This is a genomic window from Allostella sp. (genome assembly GCF_041913585.1).
In the GTDB taxonomy this organism is placed as follows: domain Bacteria; phylum Pseudomonadota; class Alphaproteobacteria; order ATCC43930; family Allostellaceae; genus Allostella.
Genome location: NZ_JAYSFE010000103.1, coordinates 1 through 17,148, shown reverse-complemented (window position 1 = coordinate 17,148; position 17,148 = coordinate 1). Strand labels below are relative to the sequence as shown.

The 17,148-nt window shown below is 71.7% G+C and carries 15 protein-coding genes and 1 pseudogene; 6 read left to right on the top strand and 10 right to left on the bottom strand.

Annotation, left to right across the window (positions count from 1 at the left end):
• Positions 1 to 131: 131 nt before the first annotated feature.
• The 6 genes from ACE3Q3_RS17790 to ACE3Q3_RS17765 form a co-directional block, all read right to left on the bottom strand.
• On the bottom strand, positions 132 to 560 hold the full coding sequence (locus ACE3Q3_RS17790; RefSeq protein ID WP_374448356.1) for a DUF2946 family protein: 429 nt from the start codon (positions 558 to 560) through the stop codon (positions 132 to 134).
• A gap of 81 nt (positions 561 to 641) precedes the next feature.
• Positions 642 to 1,874 carry a threonine ammonia-lyase gene (locus ACE3Q3_RS17785; protein WP_374448355.1) on the bottom strand — a complete coding sequence of 411 codons (1,233 nt, stop codon included), beginning with the start codon at positions 1,872 to 1,874 and terminating at the stop codon, positions 642 to 644.
• Entirely contained in the window at positions 1,871 to 4,156 is a 2,286-nt protein-coding gene (locus tag ACE3Q3_RS17780; RefSeq protein WP_374448353.1) for a penicillin acylase family protein, read from the bottom strand. Before ACE3Q3_RS17780 ends, ACE3Q3_RS17785 begins: the two co-directional genes overlap by 4 nt.
• A gap of 17 nt (positions 4,157 to 4,173) precedes the next feature.
• A complete protein-coding gene (locus ACE3Q3_RS17775; protein WP_374448351.1) occupies positions 4,174 to 5,670 on the bottom strand; it encodes an aldehyde dehydrogenase family protein in 1,497 nt (498 codons plus the stop codon).
• Positions 5,671 to 5,689: 19 nt separating this feature from the next.
• Positions 5,690 to 6,844, bottom strand: coding sequence for a CaiB/BaiF CoA transferase family protein (locus ACE3Q3_RS17770; protein ID WP_374448350.1), 1,155 nt, complete (start codon positions 6,842 to 6,844; stop codon positions 5,690 to 5,692).
• A gap of 43 nt (positions 6,845 to 6,887) precedes the next feature.
• Entirely contained in the window at positions 6,888 to 7,781 is an 894-nt protein-coding gene (locus ACE3Q3_RS17765; protein WP_374448348.1) for a DMT family transporter, read from the bottom strand.
• Between the two features lie 138 nt (positions 7,782 to 7,919).
• On the opposite strand from ACE3Q3_RS17765, the gene ACE3Q3_RS17760 reads away from it, so the two are divergent.
• Both ACE3Q3_RS17760 and ACE3Q3_RS17755 read left to right on the top strand, forming a co-directional pair.
• A complete protein-coding gene (locus tag ACE3Q3_RS17760; protein ID WP_374448346.1) occupies positions 7,920 to 8,939 on the top strand; it encodes a diguanylate cyclase in 1,020 nt (339 codons plus the stop codon).
• A 47-nt stretch (positions 8,940 to 8,986) separates the two neighbouring features.
• On the top strand, positions 8,987 to 9,838 hold the full coding sequence (locus tag ACE3Q3_RS17755) for an alpha/beta fold hydrolase (protein ID WP_374448345.1): 852 nt from the start codon (positions 8,987 to 8,989) through the stop codon (positions 9,836 to 9,838).
• Here the strand turns inward: ACE3Q3_RS17755 and ACE3Q3_RS17750 are convergent.
• The 3 genes from ACE3Q3_RS17750 to hemB all read right to left on the bottom strand — a co-directional run bounded on the left by ACE3Q3_RS17750 (position 9,799) and on the right by hemB (position 12,755).
• On the bottom strand, positions 9,799 to 10,704 hold the full coding sequence (locus tag ACE3Q3_RS17750) for a DMT family transporter (RefSeq protein ID WP_374448343.1): 906 nt from the start codon (positions 10,702 to 10,704) through the stop codon (positions 9,799 to 9,801). The genes ACE3Q3_RS17755 and ACE3Q3_RS17750 overlap by 40 nt on opposite strands.
• Before the next feature lie 29 nt (positions 10,705 to 10,733).
• The gene (locus ACE3Q3_RS17745; RefSeq protein WP_374448342.1) at positions 10,734 to 11,666 is read right to left on the bottom strand and encodes a GNAT family N-acetyltransferase; all 933 of its coding nucleotides are present in this window, start codon (positions 11,664 to 11,666) and stop codon (positions 10,734 to 10,736) included.
• Between the two features lie 78 nt (positions 11,667 to 11,744).
• Positions 11,745 to 12,755: a porphobilinogen synthase gene (gene hemB, locus ACE3Q3_RS17740; RefSeq protein WP_374448340.1), complete on the bottom strand. Its 1,011-nt coding sequence runs from the start codon at positions 12,753 to 12,755 to the stop codon at positions 11,745 to 11,747.
• Positions 12,756 to 12,844: 89 nt separating this feature from the next.
• On the opposite strand from hemB, the gene ACE3Q3_RS17735 reads away from it, so the two are divergent.
• Genes ACE3Q3_RS17735 through ACE3Q3_RS17725 form a run of 3 tightly spaced genes read left to right on the top strand, consistent with a single transcriptional unit; the run spans position 12,845 to position 15,593 of the window.
• On the top strand, positions 12,845 to 13,996 hold the full coding sequence (locus tag ACE3Q3_RS17735) for an enoyl-CoA hydratase/isomerase family protein (protein ID WP_374448339.1): 1,152 nt from the start codon (positions 12,845 to 12,847) through the stop codon (positions 13,994 to 13,996).
• Positions 13,997 to 14,044: 48 nt separating this feature from the next.
• Entirely contained in the window at positions 14,045 to 14,932 is an 888-nt protein-coding gene (mmsB, locus tag ACE3Q3_RS17730) for a 3-hydroxyisobutyrate dehydrogenase (RefSeq protein ID WP_374448338.1), read from the top strand.
• 40 nt (positions 14,933 to 14,972) lie between these two features.
• Positions 14,973 to 15,593, top strand: coding sequence for a LysE family translocator (locus ACE3Q3_RS17725; RefSeq protein WP_374448336.1), 621 nt, complete (start codon positions 14,973 to 14,975; stop codon positions 15,591 to 15,593).
• Between the two features lie 21 nt (positions 15,594 to 15,614).
• On the opposite strand, the gene ACE3Q3_RS17720 is transcribed toward ACE3Q3_RS17725, so the two are convergent.
• Positions 15,615 to 16,835 carry an acyl-CoA dehydrogenase gene (locus ACE3Q3_RS17720; protein ID WP_374448334.1) on the bottom strand — a complete coding sequence of 407 codons (1,221 nt, stop codon included), beginning with the start codon at positions 16,833 to 16,835 and terminating at the stop codon, positions 15,615 to 15,617.
• A gap of 186 nt (positions 16,836 to 17,021) precedes the next feature.
• On the opposite strand from ACE3Q3_RS17720, the pseudogene ACE3Q3_RS17715 reads away from it, so the two are divergent.
• Positions 17,022 to 17,148, top strand: a pseudogene (locus tag ACE3Q3_RS17715) (branched-chain amino acid ABC transporter permease LivH); the annotation flags it as partial.

The window sequence follows — 17,148 nt, the reverse complement described above, 5'->3', positions numbered from 1 at the left end:
CGAGGGCGGCGCCGAAGAGAGGGGCAAGCGGCGCGTGCTCGCGGAGCACCCGCGCGCGATGGCGGGATGACATCGCAATCTCCTGGAACGGGACGTGGGGCGCGCCGCGGGCGGTGCGCCGGAGCGGTCGTTCAGGAGCGGGCGGGCGGTCCTCGGGCGGACTGCGGGCGATGGCCCGGCTGCGCGACGGGTGCCGCCGTCTCCGGCGCCGCCCAGGCTTCGTGCCAGGCGACGGGAACCGACAGGGCGACGGCGCTGTCGGGCGGTGCGACGGCCGGGGTCAGGCAGAGCTGGCAGTGCCAGCCGCCGTCGATCCGGCCGAAATCGCCCTGGGGATCGGTGTCGCTGGTCGCCGGTTCGGCGAGGCGCAGCCCGTCGATCGTGCAGATCGGGACGATCCGCCCGAGCGCCGCCATGGCGGCGCCGTCGCCGGCCCGGAGCGGGCCGAGGACGGGCAGAAGCAGCTGGACGACCAGCGTCCAGACGAGCAGACCGGAGAGCCAGGCGCGCCGCGCCGCCCCCCTCGTCTCGCCCGCGTATCCGGCGCCCGCCCCAGCCATGACGGTGCGAACCCTAGTGCGCCGGGGTCGGCATCGGCAATGGGGCTGTGTGATGCACCCGCCGGAGCGGGTCGGCGTCGCTCAGCCGCCGGCGTTCGTGTAGGTCAGAAGACGGGTCGGGAAACCGCCCTCGGCGAGCGCCCGGACCAGCAGTTCGGCGTGGCGGTGGTTGCGGATCTCGACCACCGCGTCGACCTCCGCCCGCTTCACCGGCACGTCGAAGAAGAGCCGCTGATGATAGATTTCGACGATGTTGCCGCCGGCCTCGGCAACCAGTCCGGTCATCCGCGACAGGGCGCCCGGCTGGTCGTCGAGTTCGACGCGGATGCGGATGAGCCGCCCCTCGCGGACCAGGCCGCGCATCAGGATGGAGGCCAGCAGCCGGTCGTCGATGTTGCCGCCGCCGACGACGAGCACGACGCGGCGGCCCCGGAACCGGTCGGGAGCGTCGAGGAGCGCGGCGACGGGGGCGGCGCCGGCGCCCTCGGCGACGATCTTCTGCTCGTCGATCAGGACCTGGACCGCGCGCTCGATCGCGGGCTCCTCCACCAGCAATACGTCTTCCAGGAGGCCGGCCAGCATCGCGCAAGGCAGCCGGCCCGGCTCGGCGACGGCGATGCCTTCGGCGAGCGTGTCGCCGCCGGCCCCCTCCGGTCCCCCGAAGAGCGCCCGGCGCATGGCGGAGAAGAGCGCCGACTGGACCCCCCACAGCCGCACCTCGGGGCGGAGCGCCTTGACTGCGGCCGCGATGCCGGCGATCAGCCCGCCGCCGCCGATCGGCACGACGAGATCGTCGAAGTCGGGGACCTGCTCCAGGATCTCCAGGCCGATGGTTCCCTGGCCCGCCACCACCATCGGGTCGTCGTAGGGGTGGACGAAGGTCAGCCCCTCGCGCTCGGCCACGGCGAAGGCGTGGGCGCGCGCCGCCGCCAGCGTCGCCCCATGCAGCAGCACGCGGGCGCCCAGCGCCTCGGTGCGTTCGATCTTGGTGAAGGGGGTGGCCGCGGGCATGACGATCGTCGCCGGGATGCCGAGGCGCGCCGCATGGCAGGCGACGCCCTGCGCGTGATTGCCGGCCGACATGGCGATGACGCCGGCGCGGGCGGCCTCCGGCGACAGGGTCAGCAGCCGGGACAGCGCCCCCCGCTCCTTGAAGGCTCCGGTCGGATGCACCGTCTCCAGCTTCAGGAAGGCTTCGCCGCCGAAGCGCTGCGCCAGCCTGGGCGCGGCGAGGCACGGCGACGGCCGGATGGCACCCGCGATCCGCGCAGCGGCCCGGCGCACGTCGTCCAGCGTCACCGTCATGGCCGTCATGGCGGCACCAGCCGCAGGGTGCGCGAGCCCGGCATCGGCACCGCCAGGGCGGGCATCGCCAGCCACGCGAAGTCCCGCCACGGCTGGACGAGGTCGAGGAAGTGGCGGGAGAGCGGATGGCCGGACTGCCCGCCGGCGATCATGAAGCGGGACTGGTCGAGATCGGCGAGATCGAAGACGGCGCGGAATCCGGCGCCATGGACATTGGCGAAGGGCGCGTCCTTGCGGGCGACCCGCATCATGCCGCGATGGATCGTGTCGTGGCCGCCGTCGGTCGCGACCTCGGCCGAGAACAGGCGGCCGAGCAGGGGGACGTCGCCGAGCCATGCCGGGGCGAAGCGGACGGTATGGGCCGTACCCCAGCGCCAGGCGTCACGGTTCGCACCGTAGCGGCCGGCGAGGAACTCGAGCGCCCGATCGAGGGCGGTCGTGGCCTGGTCGGCACAGGTCTCCCTCCGATCCGGCGTCGCCTGGTCGTCGCACCAGCCGGGCTCGGACGCCAGCACGCGCTCGACCAGCACCGGCCGCAGGTCCCAGAACTCCTCGAAGAACTCCCCGAGTTCGTCGGCGAAGACCGCGCGCACCAACTCGCGCAGCCAGGCGACGAAGACGAGCGGTTCGGGGCGGTCGCGGTCCATGGCGCCGTCCCAGGCGCGCAGGCGGTCGAGGACATCCGCATTGGCGGGCGTCCGGGCGACGAGCGCGAGCAGGGGCGGCAGCAGCGTCCGCGCCGACCCCGACACGGTGTCCGCCAGGATGGCGGCGCTCGTCTCCACCCGGTGGCGGCCGGGTTCGTCCAGCCGCTCGAGCAGCCTCGCGATGCGGTGCGGCGCATCCCACTCGCGGGTGATGAAGAATGGGTAGCTCTCGTCGACGACGCGGTTGTTGGCGTTGGCGATCACCTCGTAGGGGCGGCCGACGCGCTGCGGCAGCCGGTCGAACGGGATGAAGGCTGGCCAGCGGTCGCGCGCCGTTCGGCCGTCGGCCGGCATCCAGCCATCGCCGTCGGCCCGGATCGGGATGGCGCCCGCCGTGACCATGCCGAACTCGCCGGCGGTGTCGGCGAAGTGGACGTTCTGGGGCGGCCCCCGGAAGCGCTGCAGCGCCGCCCGGACGGCTTCGGCGTTGCCGGCGCGGGTCATGGCGCGGAACGCGTCGGCGGAACGGTCGCCCGGCATCAGCCAGGTCGCCTGCAGCGCCACGACATGGCCGGGCGACGGCGGCTCGATCCAGGAGACGACGTCGGAGAGCACCGGGCCGTGGCGCGTCGTCCGGATGCGGATGGGGATCGGCGCACCGCCGCGGACGGCGATCGTCTCCTCGCGCACGGCGAACGGCACCGGGCCGTCCGGGGTTTCGTACTGGCCCGGATCGTCGGCGGCGACCTGCTCGACGACGAGGTCGGCGACATCGGCGTTGGTCGTCGTCATGCCCCAGGCGACGCGGCCGTTGTGGCCGAGGATGTGGAAGGGCGTGCCGGCGAAGGCGGCGCCGGCGATCGTCATCCCCGGCGCCTCGATGCGCGACAGGTGCCAGATGCCGGGCAGCCGGAAGCCGAGATGGGGATCGTTGGCGAGGATCGGCTTGCCCGTGGTGCTGCGGTCGCCGCCGACCACCCAGGCGTTCGAGGCGCCCTCGGTGGTGCTCGGGCCGAGGGCCGGCGGCCAGAGCGCGTCGATCCGCGCCAGCGGCATGCGCTGCCGCATCCGGGCGCGCAGTGCCTCGCCGCGGAAATTGCCGGAGAGCTGGAGCGCCATCAGCTTCCCCCAGACGACGCTGTCGGCGGGCGTCCACGGTTCGGGATGATGGCGGAGCAGCACGAACTCGGGCGGCGGAGTCTGCGCGGCCGACTTCAGATAGAAGTTTATCCCGGCGGCGTAAGCCTCTAGAGAAGAACGTGTTTCCGGGTCCAGTGTGGGTTCGATCTGCTGCGCCAGACGATGGATTCCGAGGGTCCGCATGAAGCGGTCGGATTCGATGCCGGCCGGGCCGATCAGTTCCGCCAGCCGACCCTGGGCGAGCCGCCGCTGCAACTCCATCTGCGCGAAGCGGTCCTGGGCGTGGGCGAGCCCGAGGGCGAAATAGGCGTCGGTGGGCGAGGCGGCGGCGATGCGGACGATGCCGGCGCGGTCGCGCTCGATGCGGGCCGGGGCGGACAGGCCCGGCGCCGCCAGCGTCGCCGAGATCGGCGGCAGCGACGTCCAGAGATAGAGCACGCCGCCTGCCGCGAGGCAGGCGGCGGCGAGCACCAGCAGGGCGAAGGCGCGGCGGACGATCCTCATGCCGGCCTCCAGCCCAGCTACTGCATGTTGATCATGACGGTCTTCTTGTGCGTGAAGTGCTCCAGCATGGCCTCCAGCGAGGCCTCCTTGCCGAGGCCCGACTGCTTCACGCCGCCATACGAGATGTTGGGCTGGACGACCAGGTTCTGGTTCACCTGGACGATGCCCGCTTCGAGACGGCGGGCGGCGTCCAGCGCGGTGCGGAGGTCGCGGGTCCAGATCGTCGCCGCCAGGCCGTACTCGGAATCGTTGGCCTGCTCGATGACCTGATCGTACTCGTCGAAGCGGATGACGCAGGTCACCGGCCCGAAGATCTCCTCGCGCGCCAGCCGGCTGTCGTTGTCAACGCCGGTGAAGATGACCGGCTGCACGTACAGGCCCTTGGCGAGCTTCGGATCGGACGGCATGGCGGAACAGACATTCGCTTTTGCACCAGCGAGTTCCGTCCCGATCTTGATGTAGGATTTCACCTTCTCGAACTGCTGGGTCGAGATGATGGTGCCGATGTCGGTCTTCTCGTCGAGCGGGTCGCCCATGACCATCGCGTCGACCTTGGCCTTGAGACGCTCGACGAAGGCGTCGTGGATGCTCGAATGGACGAAGATGCGGCTCGCCGCCGTGCAGCTCTGGCCCTGGCGGGTGAAGCGCATGCCGGTGACGGCGCCGGCCACGGCCTTGTCGAGATCGGCGTCGCCCATGACGATCATCGGGCTCTTGCCGCCGAGTTCCAGCGTCACCGGGATCAGCTTGTCGGCGGCCGCGCGGTAGACGATCTTGCCGGTCTCGACCGAACCGGTGAAGGTGATCTTGCCGACCTTCGGATGGGTGACGAGCGGCGCACCGCATTCCGGGCCGAAGCCGGACAGGATGTTGAAGACGCCGGGCGGCAGCACCTGGTTCATGATCTGGCAGGCGCGCAGGACCGCGAGCGGGGCCTCCTCGGCCGACTTCACCACGACGGCGTTGCCGGCGACCATGGCGGGCGCGATCTTCAGCGCCATCAGCATCATCGGCACGTTCCACGGGATGATCGCGCCGACGACGCCGATCGGCTCCCGCAGGGTCAGCGACAGGATGTCGGGGTTGAAGGGCACGGTCTCGCCCTTCAGCTCGCCGCCGAGGCCGCCATAGAAGACGAAGGCGTCGGCCAGCACCGAGGCCTCGACCCGGCTCTCGGTGCGCAGCGCCTTGCCGGTCTCGAGCGCGATCAGGCGCCCCAGTTCCTCGACATGCTCGGTGAGGCGGCGGCCGCACTCGGCCACCAGGCGGCCGCGCTCGCGCGCCGGCAGGCGGGCCCAACTCTTCTGTGCCTTCACCGCGGCCGCGACGGCGGCCTCGACGTCGGAGGCCTCGCCGTAGGCGGCGGTCGAGACCTCCTCGCCGGTCGCCGGATTGACCACCGGAAAGGTGCGGCCCGAGGCGGCCGGCACGAGCGCGCCGTCGATCAGGTTGCGGCCGGCCAGGTCTCGGGCAAGCGCGAAGGGGTCGAGCCGGGGGGTGAGAGCGTTCTGCATCGGGTCCTCTGGAGCGTGGTCAGGCGCGGCCGAGCGCCTTCAGGATCGCGGCCCGGTCCGCGTCGAGCGCCGGAGCCGGATCGCGGGTCTTCGGATCATCGAACCCCCAGATCTTCACCGGGTTGCCGACGAACGGCATCGGGCCCATGACCGGGTCGTCGATGGTCACCAGCATGTTGCGGGCGGCCGCCTGGGGAAATTCGACCGCCTGCTTGACGTTGTTGATCGGACCGGCCGGCACGCCGGCCTTGTCGAGCACCGCCGACCAGTGGGCGGTGTCCGCCGTCGTCAGCGTCTCCTCGAGCTGCGCCTTGAGGGCATCGACGTGCTGGTTGCGCAGGTCGTTGGTCAGGTAGCGCAGGTCGGTCGCCAGTTCCGGCCGCCCCAGCGCCTCGCAGAGCTTGCGGTAGAGGGCGTCGTTGCCGGCGGCGATGATGATGTGGCCGTCCCGGGTCGAGAAGACCTCGAAGGGCGTGATCGACGGGTGGCGGGCGCCAAGCGGGCCCGGCGGCTTGCCGGAGACGAAGTAGCGCATGATCGCGTTCTCCAGCAGCGCCAGCTGGCAGTCGAACATGGCGACGTCGACCTTGCGCCCCTCGCCGGTCTGGGCGCGATGGAAGAGGGCGGAGAGCACGCCGACCGTGGTGTAGAGGCCGGCGCCGAGGTCGCCGATCGAGGTGCCGATGCGGGTCGGCGGGCCGCCCTCGTGGCCGGTCACGCTCATGATGCCGCCCATGCCCTGGACGACCATGTCGTAGGCGGCGCGCTTCGATTCCGGGCCGGTGTGTCCGAAGCCCGATGCGGAGGCGTAGATGAGCTTCGGATAGCGCCGATGGAGTTCGTCCCAGCCGTAGCCGAGCTTTTCCATGGTGCCGGGGCGGAAATTCTCGACCACCACGTCGGCGATGCCGAGCAGCTCCTCGAAGATGGCGCGGTCGGCATCGTTCTTGAGATCGAGGGCGATCGATTCCTTGCCGCGGTTGATGGACTGGAAATACGCCGACTTGCCCTTGACGAACGGGCCGTAGTGGCGGGCGTCGTCGCCGCGCTCGGGGGGCTCGACCTTGATGACGCGGGCGCCGAGCTCGGACATCAGCATGGTGCAGTAGGGGCCGGCGAGGATGCGGGAAAGATCGACGACGGTGACGCCGCTGAGCGGCCCTGCTGCGGTCATGCCGCGTTCTCCTCGGGTTCGGGTCGGGGGCGGAAGGGGTTTGTCATAGCTTGCGCGGCGCGGCGGCGGCAAGGCCGGGCCGCCGGCCCGGGCGTCCCTGCCAGAGGGCGTAGGCGGCGAGCGCGGCCAGGATCAGGCCGCCGCCCGTCAGCGTCCGCCGGTCGGGAACCTCGCCGACGCCGAGCCAGGCCCAGAGCGGCGCCAGCACGGTTTCGGTCAGGGTCAGGAGGCCGGCGCGCGCGGCCGGCAGCAGGGCGATGCCCTGGACGAAGAGGGTCAGGCCGAGGCCGACCTGGACCGTGCCCATGAAGGCGCAGATGGCGATGTCGCGGCCGGAGACCTCCCATGGCGCGCCGACGAAGCCGGCGACGCCGGCCAGGACGAGGCCGCTCAGCACCACCGCCGGGACCATGTCGGTGCCCGGCCGGGTGCCGCGGACGACGACGATGTTGATGGCGCCGAAGAGCGAGACCCCGAGGCCGAGCAGGCCGCGCCAGCCGCCGGCGAGGAGATCGACGGGGCCGACCATGATCGCGATGCCGGCCATGGTGGCGAGGATGGCGAGCAGCGTGGCGGCGCCGATGCGCTCGCCGAGCACGACCCGCGCGAGGAGCGCCGTCAGCAGCGGCGTCGTGCTCATCAGGACGAGGACGGTCGCGACCGAGGCTTCGGCGAGGGCCACGAAATAGAACAGCGACGAGCCGGCGACGGCGACGCCCGAGGCCGGGCCGCGCCAGCCCATGGCCCGGAAGGCGGTCGCCGTCCCGCCGCGGTGGCGCCAGACGACATAGGCGCCGACCGCGAGCGCGAGAAACACCGAGCGCCAGAATGCCGCCTCCCAGGGGCCGGCATCCATGAAGCGCACGGCGACGCCGCCGGTGCTCCAGCACGTCGCGGCAGCGGCGACGAGAAGCGCGCCGCGCGTGGCAGGGGTCATGGGGGATTCCGTCTCGGCGGCGGACAGCCATCGTCGCCGCGGCGCCGGCTCTGATAGCCGAGTGTCCGGCCGAAGTCCATCCGGCTCGGAGTCTGCCGCAATGCGAAGACCTCCCGCGGGCTGCGCCAGGCCAGCCCCGTGTCGCGGCGCTTTTTCGACTTGCCGGACGGCTCGGCAGGGGATACTCGACCGCAGATCGCAAGGCATTCGGACGCAACCCGCTACGGCACGCCAAAGGTCGACATGGTCGAGAAGAAGCCCACGGTTCTGATTGTCGACGACGTGTCGGTGAACCTGGCGCTGATGAGTGCCATTCTCGAAAACGACTGCCGGACGATCTGTACGGAGGACAGTGCGCAGGTTCTCTCCCTGGCGCTCGAGCACCAGCCGGACCTGATTCTTCTCGATATCATGATGCCCGGGATGAACGGATTTCAGGTCTGCGAACTGCTGAAGGCCAATCCCAACACCCGCCGCATTCCGGTGATCTTCCTGACCTCGCTCACCGAGGAAGAGGACGAGGAACGCGGTCTTGGCCTGGGCGCCATCGACTACATCACCAAGCCGTTCAGCGTGCCCGTCGTCCGGGCGCGCGTGCGCAACCATTTGGAGATGCAGCGCCAGCGCGACCTGCTGGAGCGCCTGTCCAGCATCGACGGGCTGACCGGCATCTCGAACCGGCGGGCGTTCGACCAGGCCCTGGAGCGCGAATGGCTGCGCGCCCAGCGCCACGAATCCCCGCTGTCGCTGCTGATGATCGACGTCGACCTCTTCAAGCAGTTCAACGACGGCTACGGGCACATCGCCGGCGACGACTGCCTGAAGGCGGTGGCCAGGACCGTCGCCGATCAGGCCGGACGCTCGGCCGATCTGGTGGCGCGCTACGGCGGCGAGGAGTTCGCCTGCATCCTGCCGGATACCTGCCGCGGCGGGGCGATCCGGGTCGCGGAGAAGATCCGCCAGGCGGTGCTCGCCCTGCGGATTCCGCACGCCTTCTCGACCGTGTCGAATCAGGTGACGGTGTCGATCGGCGGGGCGATGACGCGGCCCGGCTCGCGCGTCGATCCGGCCGAACTGGTGCGGCGTGCCGACGCCCAGCTCTACGAAAGCAAGAACGCCGGCCGCAACCGCATCTCGTTCTGCTGCGAGGAGAAGTGAACCGCTTCCCGGCCGCCGTCCGCCCATCCGACCGGAGCCCGCCGCCCGTGACACCCGATACCCGCTTCGTCTCCTGCCTCGGCGCCAAGGGCTTCCACCGCATGGCGTGGCACGTCTGGCCCGGCCCGGCCGGGCGCCCGCCGCTCGTCTGCGTCCACGGCCTGACGCGCAACGGGCGGGATTTCGACATGCTCGCCGCCGCGCTCTCGCGGTCGCGGACGGTGATCTGCCCGGACATCGTCGGCCGCGGCGACAGCGACCGGCTGCGTGACCCGGCGGAGTACGGCTATCCGCGCTACATGGCCGACACCGCGACGCTGATCGCCCGCCTCGGCGCCGAGCGGGTCGACTGGGTCGGCACCTCGATGGGCGGCTTCCTCGGCATGCTGCTGGCGGCGCTGCCGGGACAGCCGATCCGGCGCCTGGTGCTCAACGACGTCGGCCCGTTCATCCCGCAGGCGGCGCTGGAGCAGATCGGCACCTATGTCGGCCGCGACCCGCACTTCCCGGATCTGGCGGCGGCGGAGGCCTACCAGCGCACCGTGGCGGCGGGCTTCGGGCGGTTGACCGACGCCGAGTGGGCCCACATGGCCCGACACATGACGCGACCCGATCCGGCCGGCGGCCTGCGCCTCGCCTACGATCCCGGCATCGCCCATCCGTTCCGCACCCAGCCGGTCAAGGATGTCGACATCTGGCCGGTGTACGACCGCATCCGGGTGCCGACCCTGGTCCTCCGCGGCGCGGAATCCGGCCTGCTCCTGGCCGAGACCGCGGCCCAGATGACGGAACGCGGGCCGAAGGCCGAGTTGCGCACGATCCCGGCCTGCGCCCATGCACCGGCGCTGATGGCGGCCGATCAGATCGCGCTGGTGGCGGAGTTCCTCGACCGCGACTGAGCCGGTGGTGCGCCGAGCGCCACCCGCAGGCCGGCCAGCACCGCGACGAGGCCGGCGAGGGGGAGCCAGCCGACCGGCTCGTCCAGCAGGAGCGCGCCGAACAGGATCGCCGTGACCGGGCCGAGGCCGAGGAACACGGTGACGCGGGTGGGGGTCGCCCGGCCGAGCGCCCACAGCCAGAGGACATAGGCCGAGCCGCTGCCGACCCCGATGAAGAGAATGGCGGCCCAGCCGGCGAGGCCGAGCCGCGGCAGCGCCGCCAGCGGGTCCTCCGCCGCCGCCAGCCCGGCGAGGAAGGCGACCGAGGCCAGCATGGCGATCGCGCCGACGGCGAGCGCGGAGTGGCGGGCGACGTAGGGCCGGTAGAGGACCGTGCAGACGGCGCCGCAGAGGGCGGCCAGCAGGATCGTCGCCTCGCCGGTCCAGCCGCGGCCGGCCCCGCCGAGGCGGTCGGCGAGTGCGAGGCCGACGCCCATGATGGTGAGCAGCACCCCCGCCGTCTTGGCCCAGGTCAGGCGCTCCCGCCCCAGCGTGGCCGCGACCAGCATCGTCAGCAGCGGGAAGCTCGAGAAGACGAGGGCGGCGCGGCCCGCCGGAACCGTCCCGAGGCCGACATTGAGGAGCGCGATGAGGACGCCGAACTGCACGATGCCGAGAAGCGCGATCGGCACGAGGTCGCGGGGCGGGCAGCGCAGCCCGGTTCCGGATGCGGCGAGCACCGGCACCAGGCAGAGGAAGCCGATCGCATAGCGCAGGAGCGCCAGCGTCGCGGGGCCGACGTCGGCGACGACGTAGCGGGTCGCCACCATCGCTGCGCCGACCTGGATTCCGGTGAAGGCGGCCGCCGCCGCGACGGCGACCGGCATCCGCCCGGGGCCGCCACTCTCCGGCTGGCTCACAGGTCGATCGCCCAGGTCTCCGCGACGAGGTCGTGGCCGTAGTTCCGTTCCGGCCGTTGCTCGACCAGCCGGAACCCGGCCGCCTCGTAGATGCGGCGCGCCGCGGCGAGGCAGCTGTAGGTCGAGAGGGTCATCCGCCGGTAGCAGCCGGCACGCCGGGCGAAATCGAGGCACTCTGCGACCAGCCGCCGCCCGACGCCGAGGCCGCGCGCCGCGGGGTCGACGATGAGGATGCGGAGCTGGGCCAGCTCCGGCGCCTTGGCCACCACTGCCACCGAGCCGATGCGCCGGCCGTCCTTCTCGGCGATCCAGCAGGCATCGGTCGCCGGGTCGAAGCGGGCGAGGATGTCGGCGGCGATGCCCGCGACCACGCCCTCGAAACGGATGTCCCAGCCGTATTCGGCGGCATAGAGCTCGCCGTGGCGCTGCACGATCCAGCCGAAGTCGCCGACCCGGTGGGGGCGCAGCAGCCACCCGCCGCTGCCGGCCTCGGGCCCGTCGAGCAGGCCGCGGATGGTCGCCATGGCCCCGAGCAGCCGCTCCTGGCCGGCCGCCGGCAGCCCCGCCAGCATCGCCGCGATGTCGCGGCTCGACGCCTCCTCGAGCGGGTCGAAGGTGGCGATCCCGGTTGGCGTGAGGTGAAGGCTGCTGCTGCGGCCGTCGCCCGGCTGCCGGTCGCGGCGGAGCCAGCCCTTGGCCTCGAAGCGCCCGAGGAGACGGCTCAGGTAGCCGGCGTCGAGGCCGAGGTCGCGAGCCAGCGCGGCGGCGGTCGGTCCGTCCCGGTGGCGCAGTTCGTAGAGGACGCGCACCTCGGTCAGGGAGAACGGGCTGTCGAGATAGCCCTTGTCGAGGATGCCGATCGCTCGGGTGTAGAAACGGTTGAAGGCGCGGACCTGCTCGGTCCGCGCCTGCAGCTCGGGATCGCGCATGGCAGGACGCTCCGGCGGACGGGAGCGTCAGCATAGCGACTTAATTGACTATGGCAACGATATCGTTGCTGATGGCATTTATTTTGTCAGGCGCTCGGCGGCGTCGATGGCGAAGTAGGTGAGGATGCCGGCCGCACCGGCACGCTTGAAGGCGGTGAGCGACTCCAGGATGACGCGATCCTCCATCCAGCCGCGGTCGATAGCACCGCGCAGCATCGCGTACTCGCCGCTGACCTGATAGGCGAAGGTCGGCACGCCGAAGGTGTCGTGGACCCGGCGGACGATGTCGAGGTAGGGCATGCCCGGCTTCACCATCACCATGTCGGCACCCTCGGCGAGGTCGAGCGCGACCTCCCGGATCGCCTCGTCGCCGTTGGCCGGGTCCATCTGGTAGGTCTTCTTGTCGCCCTGGCCGAGCGCGCTGCCGGAGCCGACCGCATCGCGGAACGGCCCGTAGAAGCCGGACGCGTACTTCGCGGCATAGGACATGATGCGGACATGGCCGAAGCCGGCCCCGTCGAGGGCGGCGCGGATGGCGCCGACCCGTCCGTCCATCATGTCGGAGGGGGCGATGATGTCGCACCCTGCCTCGGCCTGGACCACGGCCTGGCGGGCGAGCACGTCGAGCGTCTCGTCGTTGACGACGTAGCCGCCGCGCACCAGGCCGTCCTGGCCGTGGCTGGTGTAGGGGTCGAGGGCGACGTCGCACATGATGCCGATCCCCGGCACCTCGGCCTTGATCGCGCGGGTGGCGGCGCAGACCAGGTTCGCGGCGTTGCAGCTCTCCTCGCCGTCGGGGGTCTTGCGCGCGACGTCGGTCTCGGGAAAGAGGGCGACACAGGGAATGCCGAGGGCGGCGGCGCGCCGCACCTCGCCCGGGATGCGGTCGACGGAGTGGCGCTGCACGCCCGGCATCGAGGCGACGTCGCGGCTCACCCCTTCGCCCTCGCAGACGAAGATCGGCCAGATCAGGTCGTCGACCGACAGGCGCGTCTCGGCCACCAGACGGCGCGTCCAGGCATCGAAGCGGTTGCGCCGCATGCGGGTGGTGGGGAAGGCGCCGAGGGCGCCGCGAAAGCGGGCGGTCATGGGGGATGATCCTGGCAGGCGGGCGTGCGTGTATCGCCGGATCATATCGAGGCGGTCCGGCGCGGGACAAGGCCGCGACCGGCCGCGCGTTGAACCGTCCGGCCGGCGCCGATATCATCCGCGCCCCGCTGTCGGCCGAGTTCCAGGAAGAAGGCAACCTCCATGTCCCATCGCCGTCGCCGTTCCGCCGCATGACCGCCGACATCCAGATCGCCACCGCCGACGGCGTCGGCTCCGTCGTCCTCGACCGGCCGAAGGCGCTGAACGCGCTGACCCTGCCGATGATCCGGGGGATGGCGCCGGCGCTGGCCGCATGGGCCGCCGACCCGGCGGTGCGGGCCGTGATCGTCAGGGGTGCCGGCGACCGCGCCTTCTGCGCCGGCGGCGACGTGCGGGCGATCTGGGAGGCCGGACGGAACGGCCGCGACGCCGCGCCCGATCACCCGACGCGCGCCTTCTTCCGCGAGGAATACCGCCTCAACCGCCAGATCCACCGCTTTCCCAAGCCCTACGTCGCGCTGCTCGACGGCATCACGATGGGCGGCGGCGTCGGCCTGTCGGTGCACGGGTCGCACCGGATCGTCACCGAGAAGACGCTGTTCGCCATGCCGGAGACGGCGATCGGTCTCTTCCCCGACGTCGGCGCCACCTGGTTCCTGACCCGCTGCCCGGACCGCATCGGCACCTGGCTGGCGCTGACCGGCGCCCGCCTCAAGGGCGCGGACGTGCTGGCCGCCGATCCGGCGGCGCATTTCGTGCCGAGCGACCGGCTGCCGGCGCTCGAGGCGGCGATCCGTGCCGGCGCGCCCGTCGACGAGGCGGTGGCCGCGGTCCGCGCCGATCCCGGGCCGGGGACGCTCGGGCCCCATCGCGACACCATCCGGCGCTGCTTTGCCCACGCCACCGTCGAGGACATCCTCGACGCGCTGGCGCGCGACGGCAGCGACTTCGCGCGCGAGACCCGCGACGGCCTGCTGCACCGCTCGCCGACCAGTCTCCGGGTGGTGCTGGAGCAGATGAAGCGCGGTCAGGGCCTGTCGATCGAGGACGCGCTCGTCCTGGAATACCGCCTCGTCCAGGGCTGCATGGACGGGCACGACTTCTTCGAGGGCATCCGGGCGGTGCTCGTCGACAAGGACCACGCGCCGAAATGGCGGCCGGCCCGCCTCGACGAGGTCGGGCCCGACATCGTCGAGCGGCACTTCGCGGTGCCGGCCGAGGGCGACCTCGACTTCGAATGACCAGGAATGCCCGGCCGCGAGTGGACCGGGCAGGGGAGCAGAGCGGACATGGCCAGGATCGCGTTCATCGGCGTCGGCAACATGGGCGGCCCGATGGCCGCCAATCTCGTCAAGGCGCAGCATCGCGTCGTCGCCTTCGACCTGTCGGCCGACAATCTCGACCGCGCCGTCACGGCCGGCGCCGAACGGGCCGCCTCCATGGTGGAGGCGGTCCGCGACGTCGACGCCGTCGTCACCATGCTGCCGGCGGGGCCGGAGGTGCGGGCGGTCTATCTCGGCGACGGCGGCATCGTCGCCTCGGTCGCGCCTGGGACGCTGCTGATCGACGCCTCGACGATCGACGTCGAATCGGCGCGCGCCGTGGCGGCGGGCGCGGCCGCGGCCGGCTTCGAGATGATCGATGCGCCGGTGTCGGGCGGGGTCGGCGGCGCGGCGGCCGGTACCCTGACCTTCATGGTCGGCGGCAGCGACGCGGCGTTCCGGCGCGCCGAACCGATCCTGCAGCACATGGGCAAGACCATCGTCCATGCCGGCGCCTCGGGCGCCGGGCAGGCGGCCAAGATCTGCAACAACATGATCCTCGGCATCTCGATGATCGCCGTCAGCGAGGGCTTCAACCTCGCCGAGAAGCTGGGCCTCGATCCGCAGAAGCTGTTCGACGTCGCCAGCCGCTCGTCGGGCCAGTGCTGGTCGCTGACCAACTATTGCCCGGTGCCGGGGCCGGTGCCGACCTCGCCCGCCAACCGCGACTACCAGGCGGGGTTCACCGCGGCGATGATGGCCAAGGACATGCGCCTGTCGCAGCAGGCGGCACAGGCGGCCGGTGCCGTCACCCCGCTCGGCGCGGCGGCGGCCCAGCTCTACGGCCTGATGAACGCCGTCGGCCGCGGCCAGCAGGACTTCTCCGGCATCATCCGGGTGCTGGCGGGCAAGTAGCGGGCGAGGGCGGCGCTCCGTCGCCGCGGTCCCGGCCGACATGGATCCGGCCGTCCTGGCCGCGGCCGCGGTCGCCGGCGCGATCGTGGTGCTGACGCCGGGGCCGGCCGTCCTGGCACTGGTCGCGATCGGCGCCGCGCAGGGGCGGCGGGCCGGTGCCGCCTTCATCTTCGGGCACCTCGTCGGCGACCTCCTGTGGTCGGTACTGGCGCTGGCGGCGATGGTCGGTGCGCGCACGCTGGCGCCGCGCTTCTTCGTGGCGCTGGCGCTCGTCTGTGCCGGCTATCTCTTCTGGCTCGGCCTGTCGGCCCTGCGCGCCCGGCCGGATGCGGCGGGACGCGCCATGCCGGCGGCGCGCCGGCCGCTCCGCCGCGGCCTCGTCTTCGGGCTCGCCAATCCCAAGAGCTACCCGGTGACGCTGTCGGTCTATACCGCCCTGCTGGCCCATGAGGTCGAGGCGCTGACCTGGACCAACGCGCCGCTGCTGCTGGCGGCCTGCTTCGCCGGGTTCCTGGCGGCCGACCTCGTGCTGATCTGGCTGGTCGGGGCGCCGCCGGTGCGGCGGCTCTATCGCGCCCACGAAATCCGCATCGTGCGCGCGACCGGCGCGCTCTTCGTCTTCTTCGCCGTCACCACGGCGTGGCAGGCGCTGGCGGGGTAGGCCGCCAGCGCCCGGAGCCCGTCAGTTGGCGAAGGCCGGGATGCCGGTCTGGGCGCGGCCGAGGATGAGGGCGTGGACGTCGTGGGTGCCCTCGTAGGTGTTCACCGTCTCCAGGTTCATGACGTGCCGGATCACGTGGAACTCGTCGACGATGCCGTTGCCGCCGTGCATGTCGCGGGCCTGGCGGGCGATGTCGAGCGCCTTGCCGCACGAGTTGCGCTTGATGAGGGAGATCATCTCCGGCGCGGCCTTGCCCTCGTCCTTGAGGCGGCCGACGCGCAGGCAGGCCTGGAGGCCGATGGTGATCTCGGTCTGCATGTCGGCCAGCTTCTTCTGGATCAACTGGTTGGCGGCCAGCGGCCGGCCGAACTGCTTGCGGTCGAGCGTGTACTGGCGGGCGGCGTGCCAGCAGAACTCGGCCGCGCCGAGCGCGCCCCAGGCGATGCCGAAGCGGGCGTTGTTGAGGCAGCCGAAGGGCCCGCCGAGACCCTTCACGTTCGGCAGCAGATTCTCCTCCGGCACGAAGACGTCGTCCATGACGATTTCGCCGGTGACCGAGGCGCGCAGGCTGAACTTGCCCTCGATCTTGGGCGCCGACAGGCCCTTCATGCCCTTCTCCAGCACGAAGCCGCGGATGACGCCGTCCTCGGTCTTGGCCCAGACCACGAACACGTCGGCGATCGGCGCGTTCGAGATCCACATCTTGGCGCCCTTGAGCAGGTAGCCGTCGGCGACCTTGGTCGCGCGGGTGACCATGCTGCCCGGGTCCGAACCGTGGTCGGGCTCGGTCAGGCCGAAGCAGCCGACCCACTCGCCGGTCGCCAGCTTCGGCAGGTACTTCTGCCGCTGCGCCTCGGTGCCGTAGGCGTGGATGGGATGCATGACGAGGCTCGACTGCACGCTCATCGCCGAGCGGTAGCCGCTGTCGACCCGCTCGACCTCGCGGGCGATCAGGCCGTAGCTGACATAGTTGGTGCCGGCGCAACCGTAGCCGTGGATGGTCGGCCCGAGCAGGCCGAGCTCGCCCAGCTCGTTCATGATCTCGCGGTGGAAGATCTCCTTCCGGTTCCCCTCCAGGACGCGGCTCATCAGCTTGTCCTGGCAATAGTCGCGGGCCGTGTCGCGGATCATCCGCTCCTCTTCCGTGAGCTGGTCCTCGAGCAGGAAGGCATCGTCCCACTGGAAGACGGGCTTGGAGGAGGTGCGGGCGGGCGCGGCCGCGGCGGCCAGCGGGGAAGTCATGGCGAGAACTCCGGCAAGGACTGGATAGGCGCCCTTATATAGGCCGCGATCGGCGCCTGGAAGGCCGCCGCCGCGTCGCAGGCCCGCGGGCGGGGAGCGCGCTTGCCGCCACCCGGAGGCCGCGCTAGCTTCAGTCGGGTCGAGGGAGGCGGCACCCAGAGAACCGCCCCCGTCCCGACAGGGGGCATGGAGTATTTTCTTCAACAGCTCATCAACGGGCTGACGCTCGGCGCCATCTATGGCCTGATCGCCATCGGGTACACGATGGTCTACGGCATCATCGGCATGATCAACTTCGCCCATGGCGACGTGT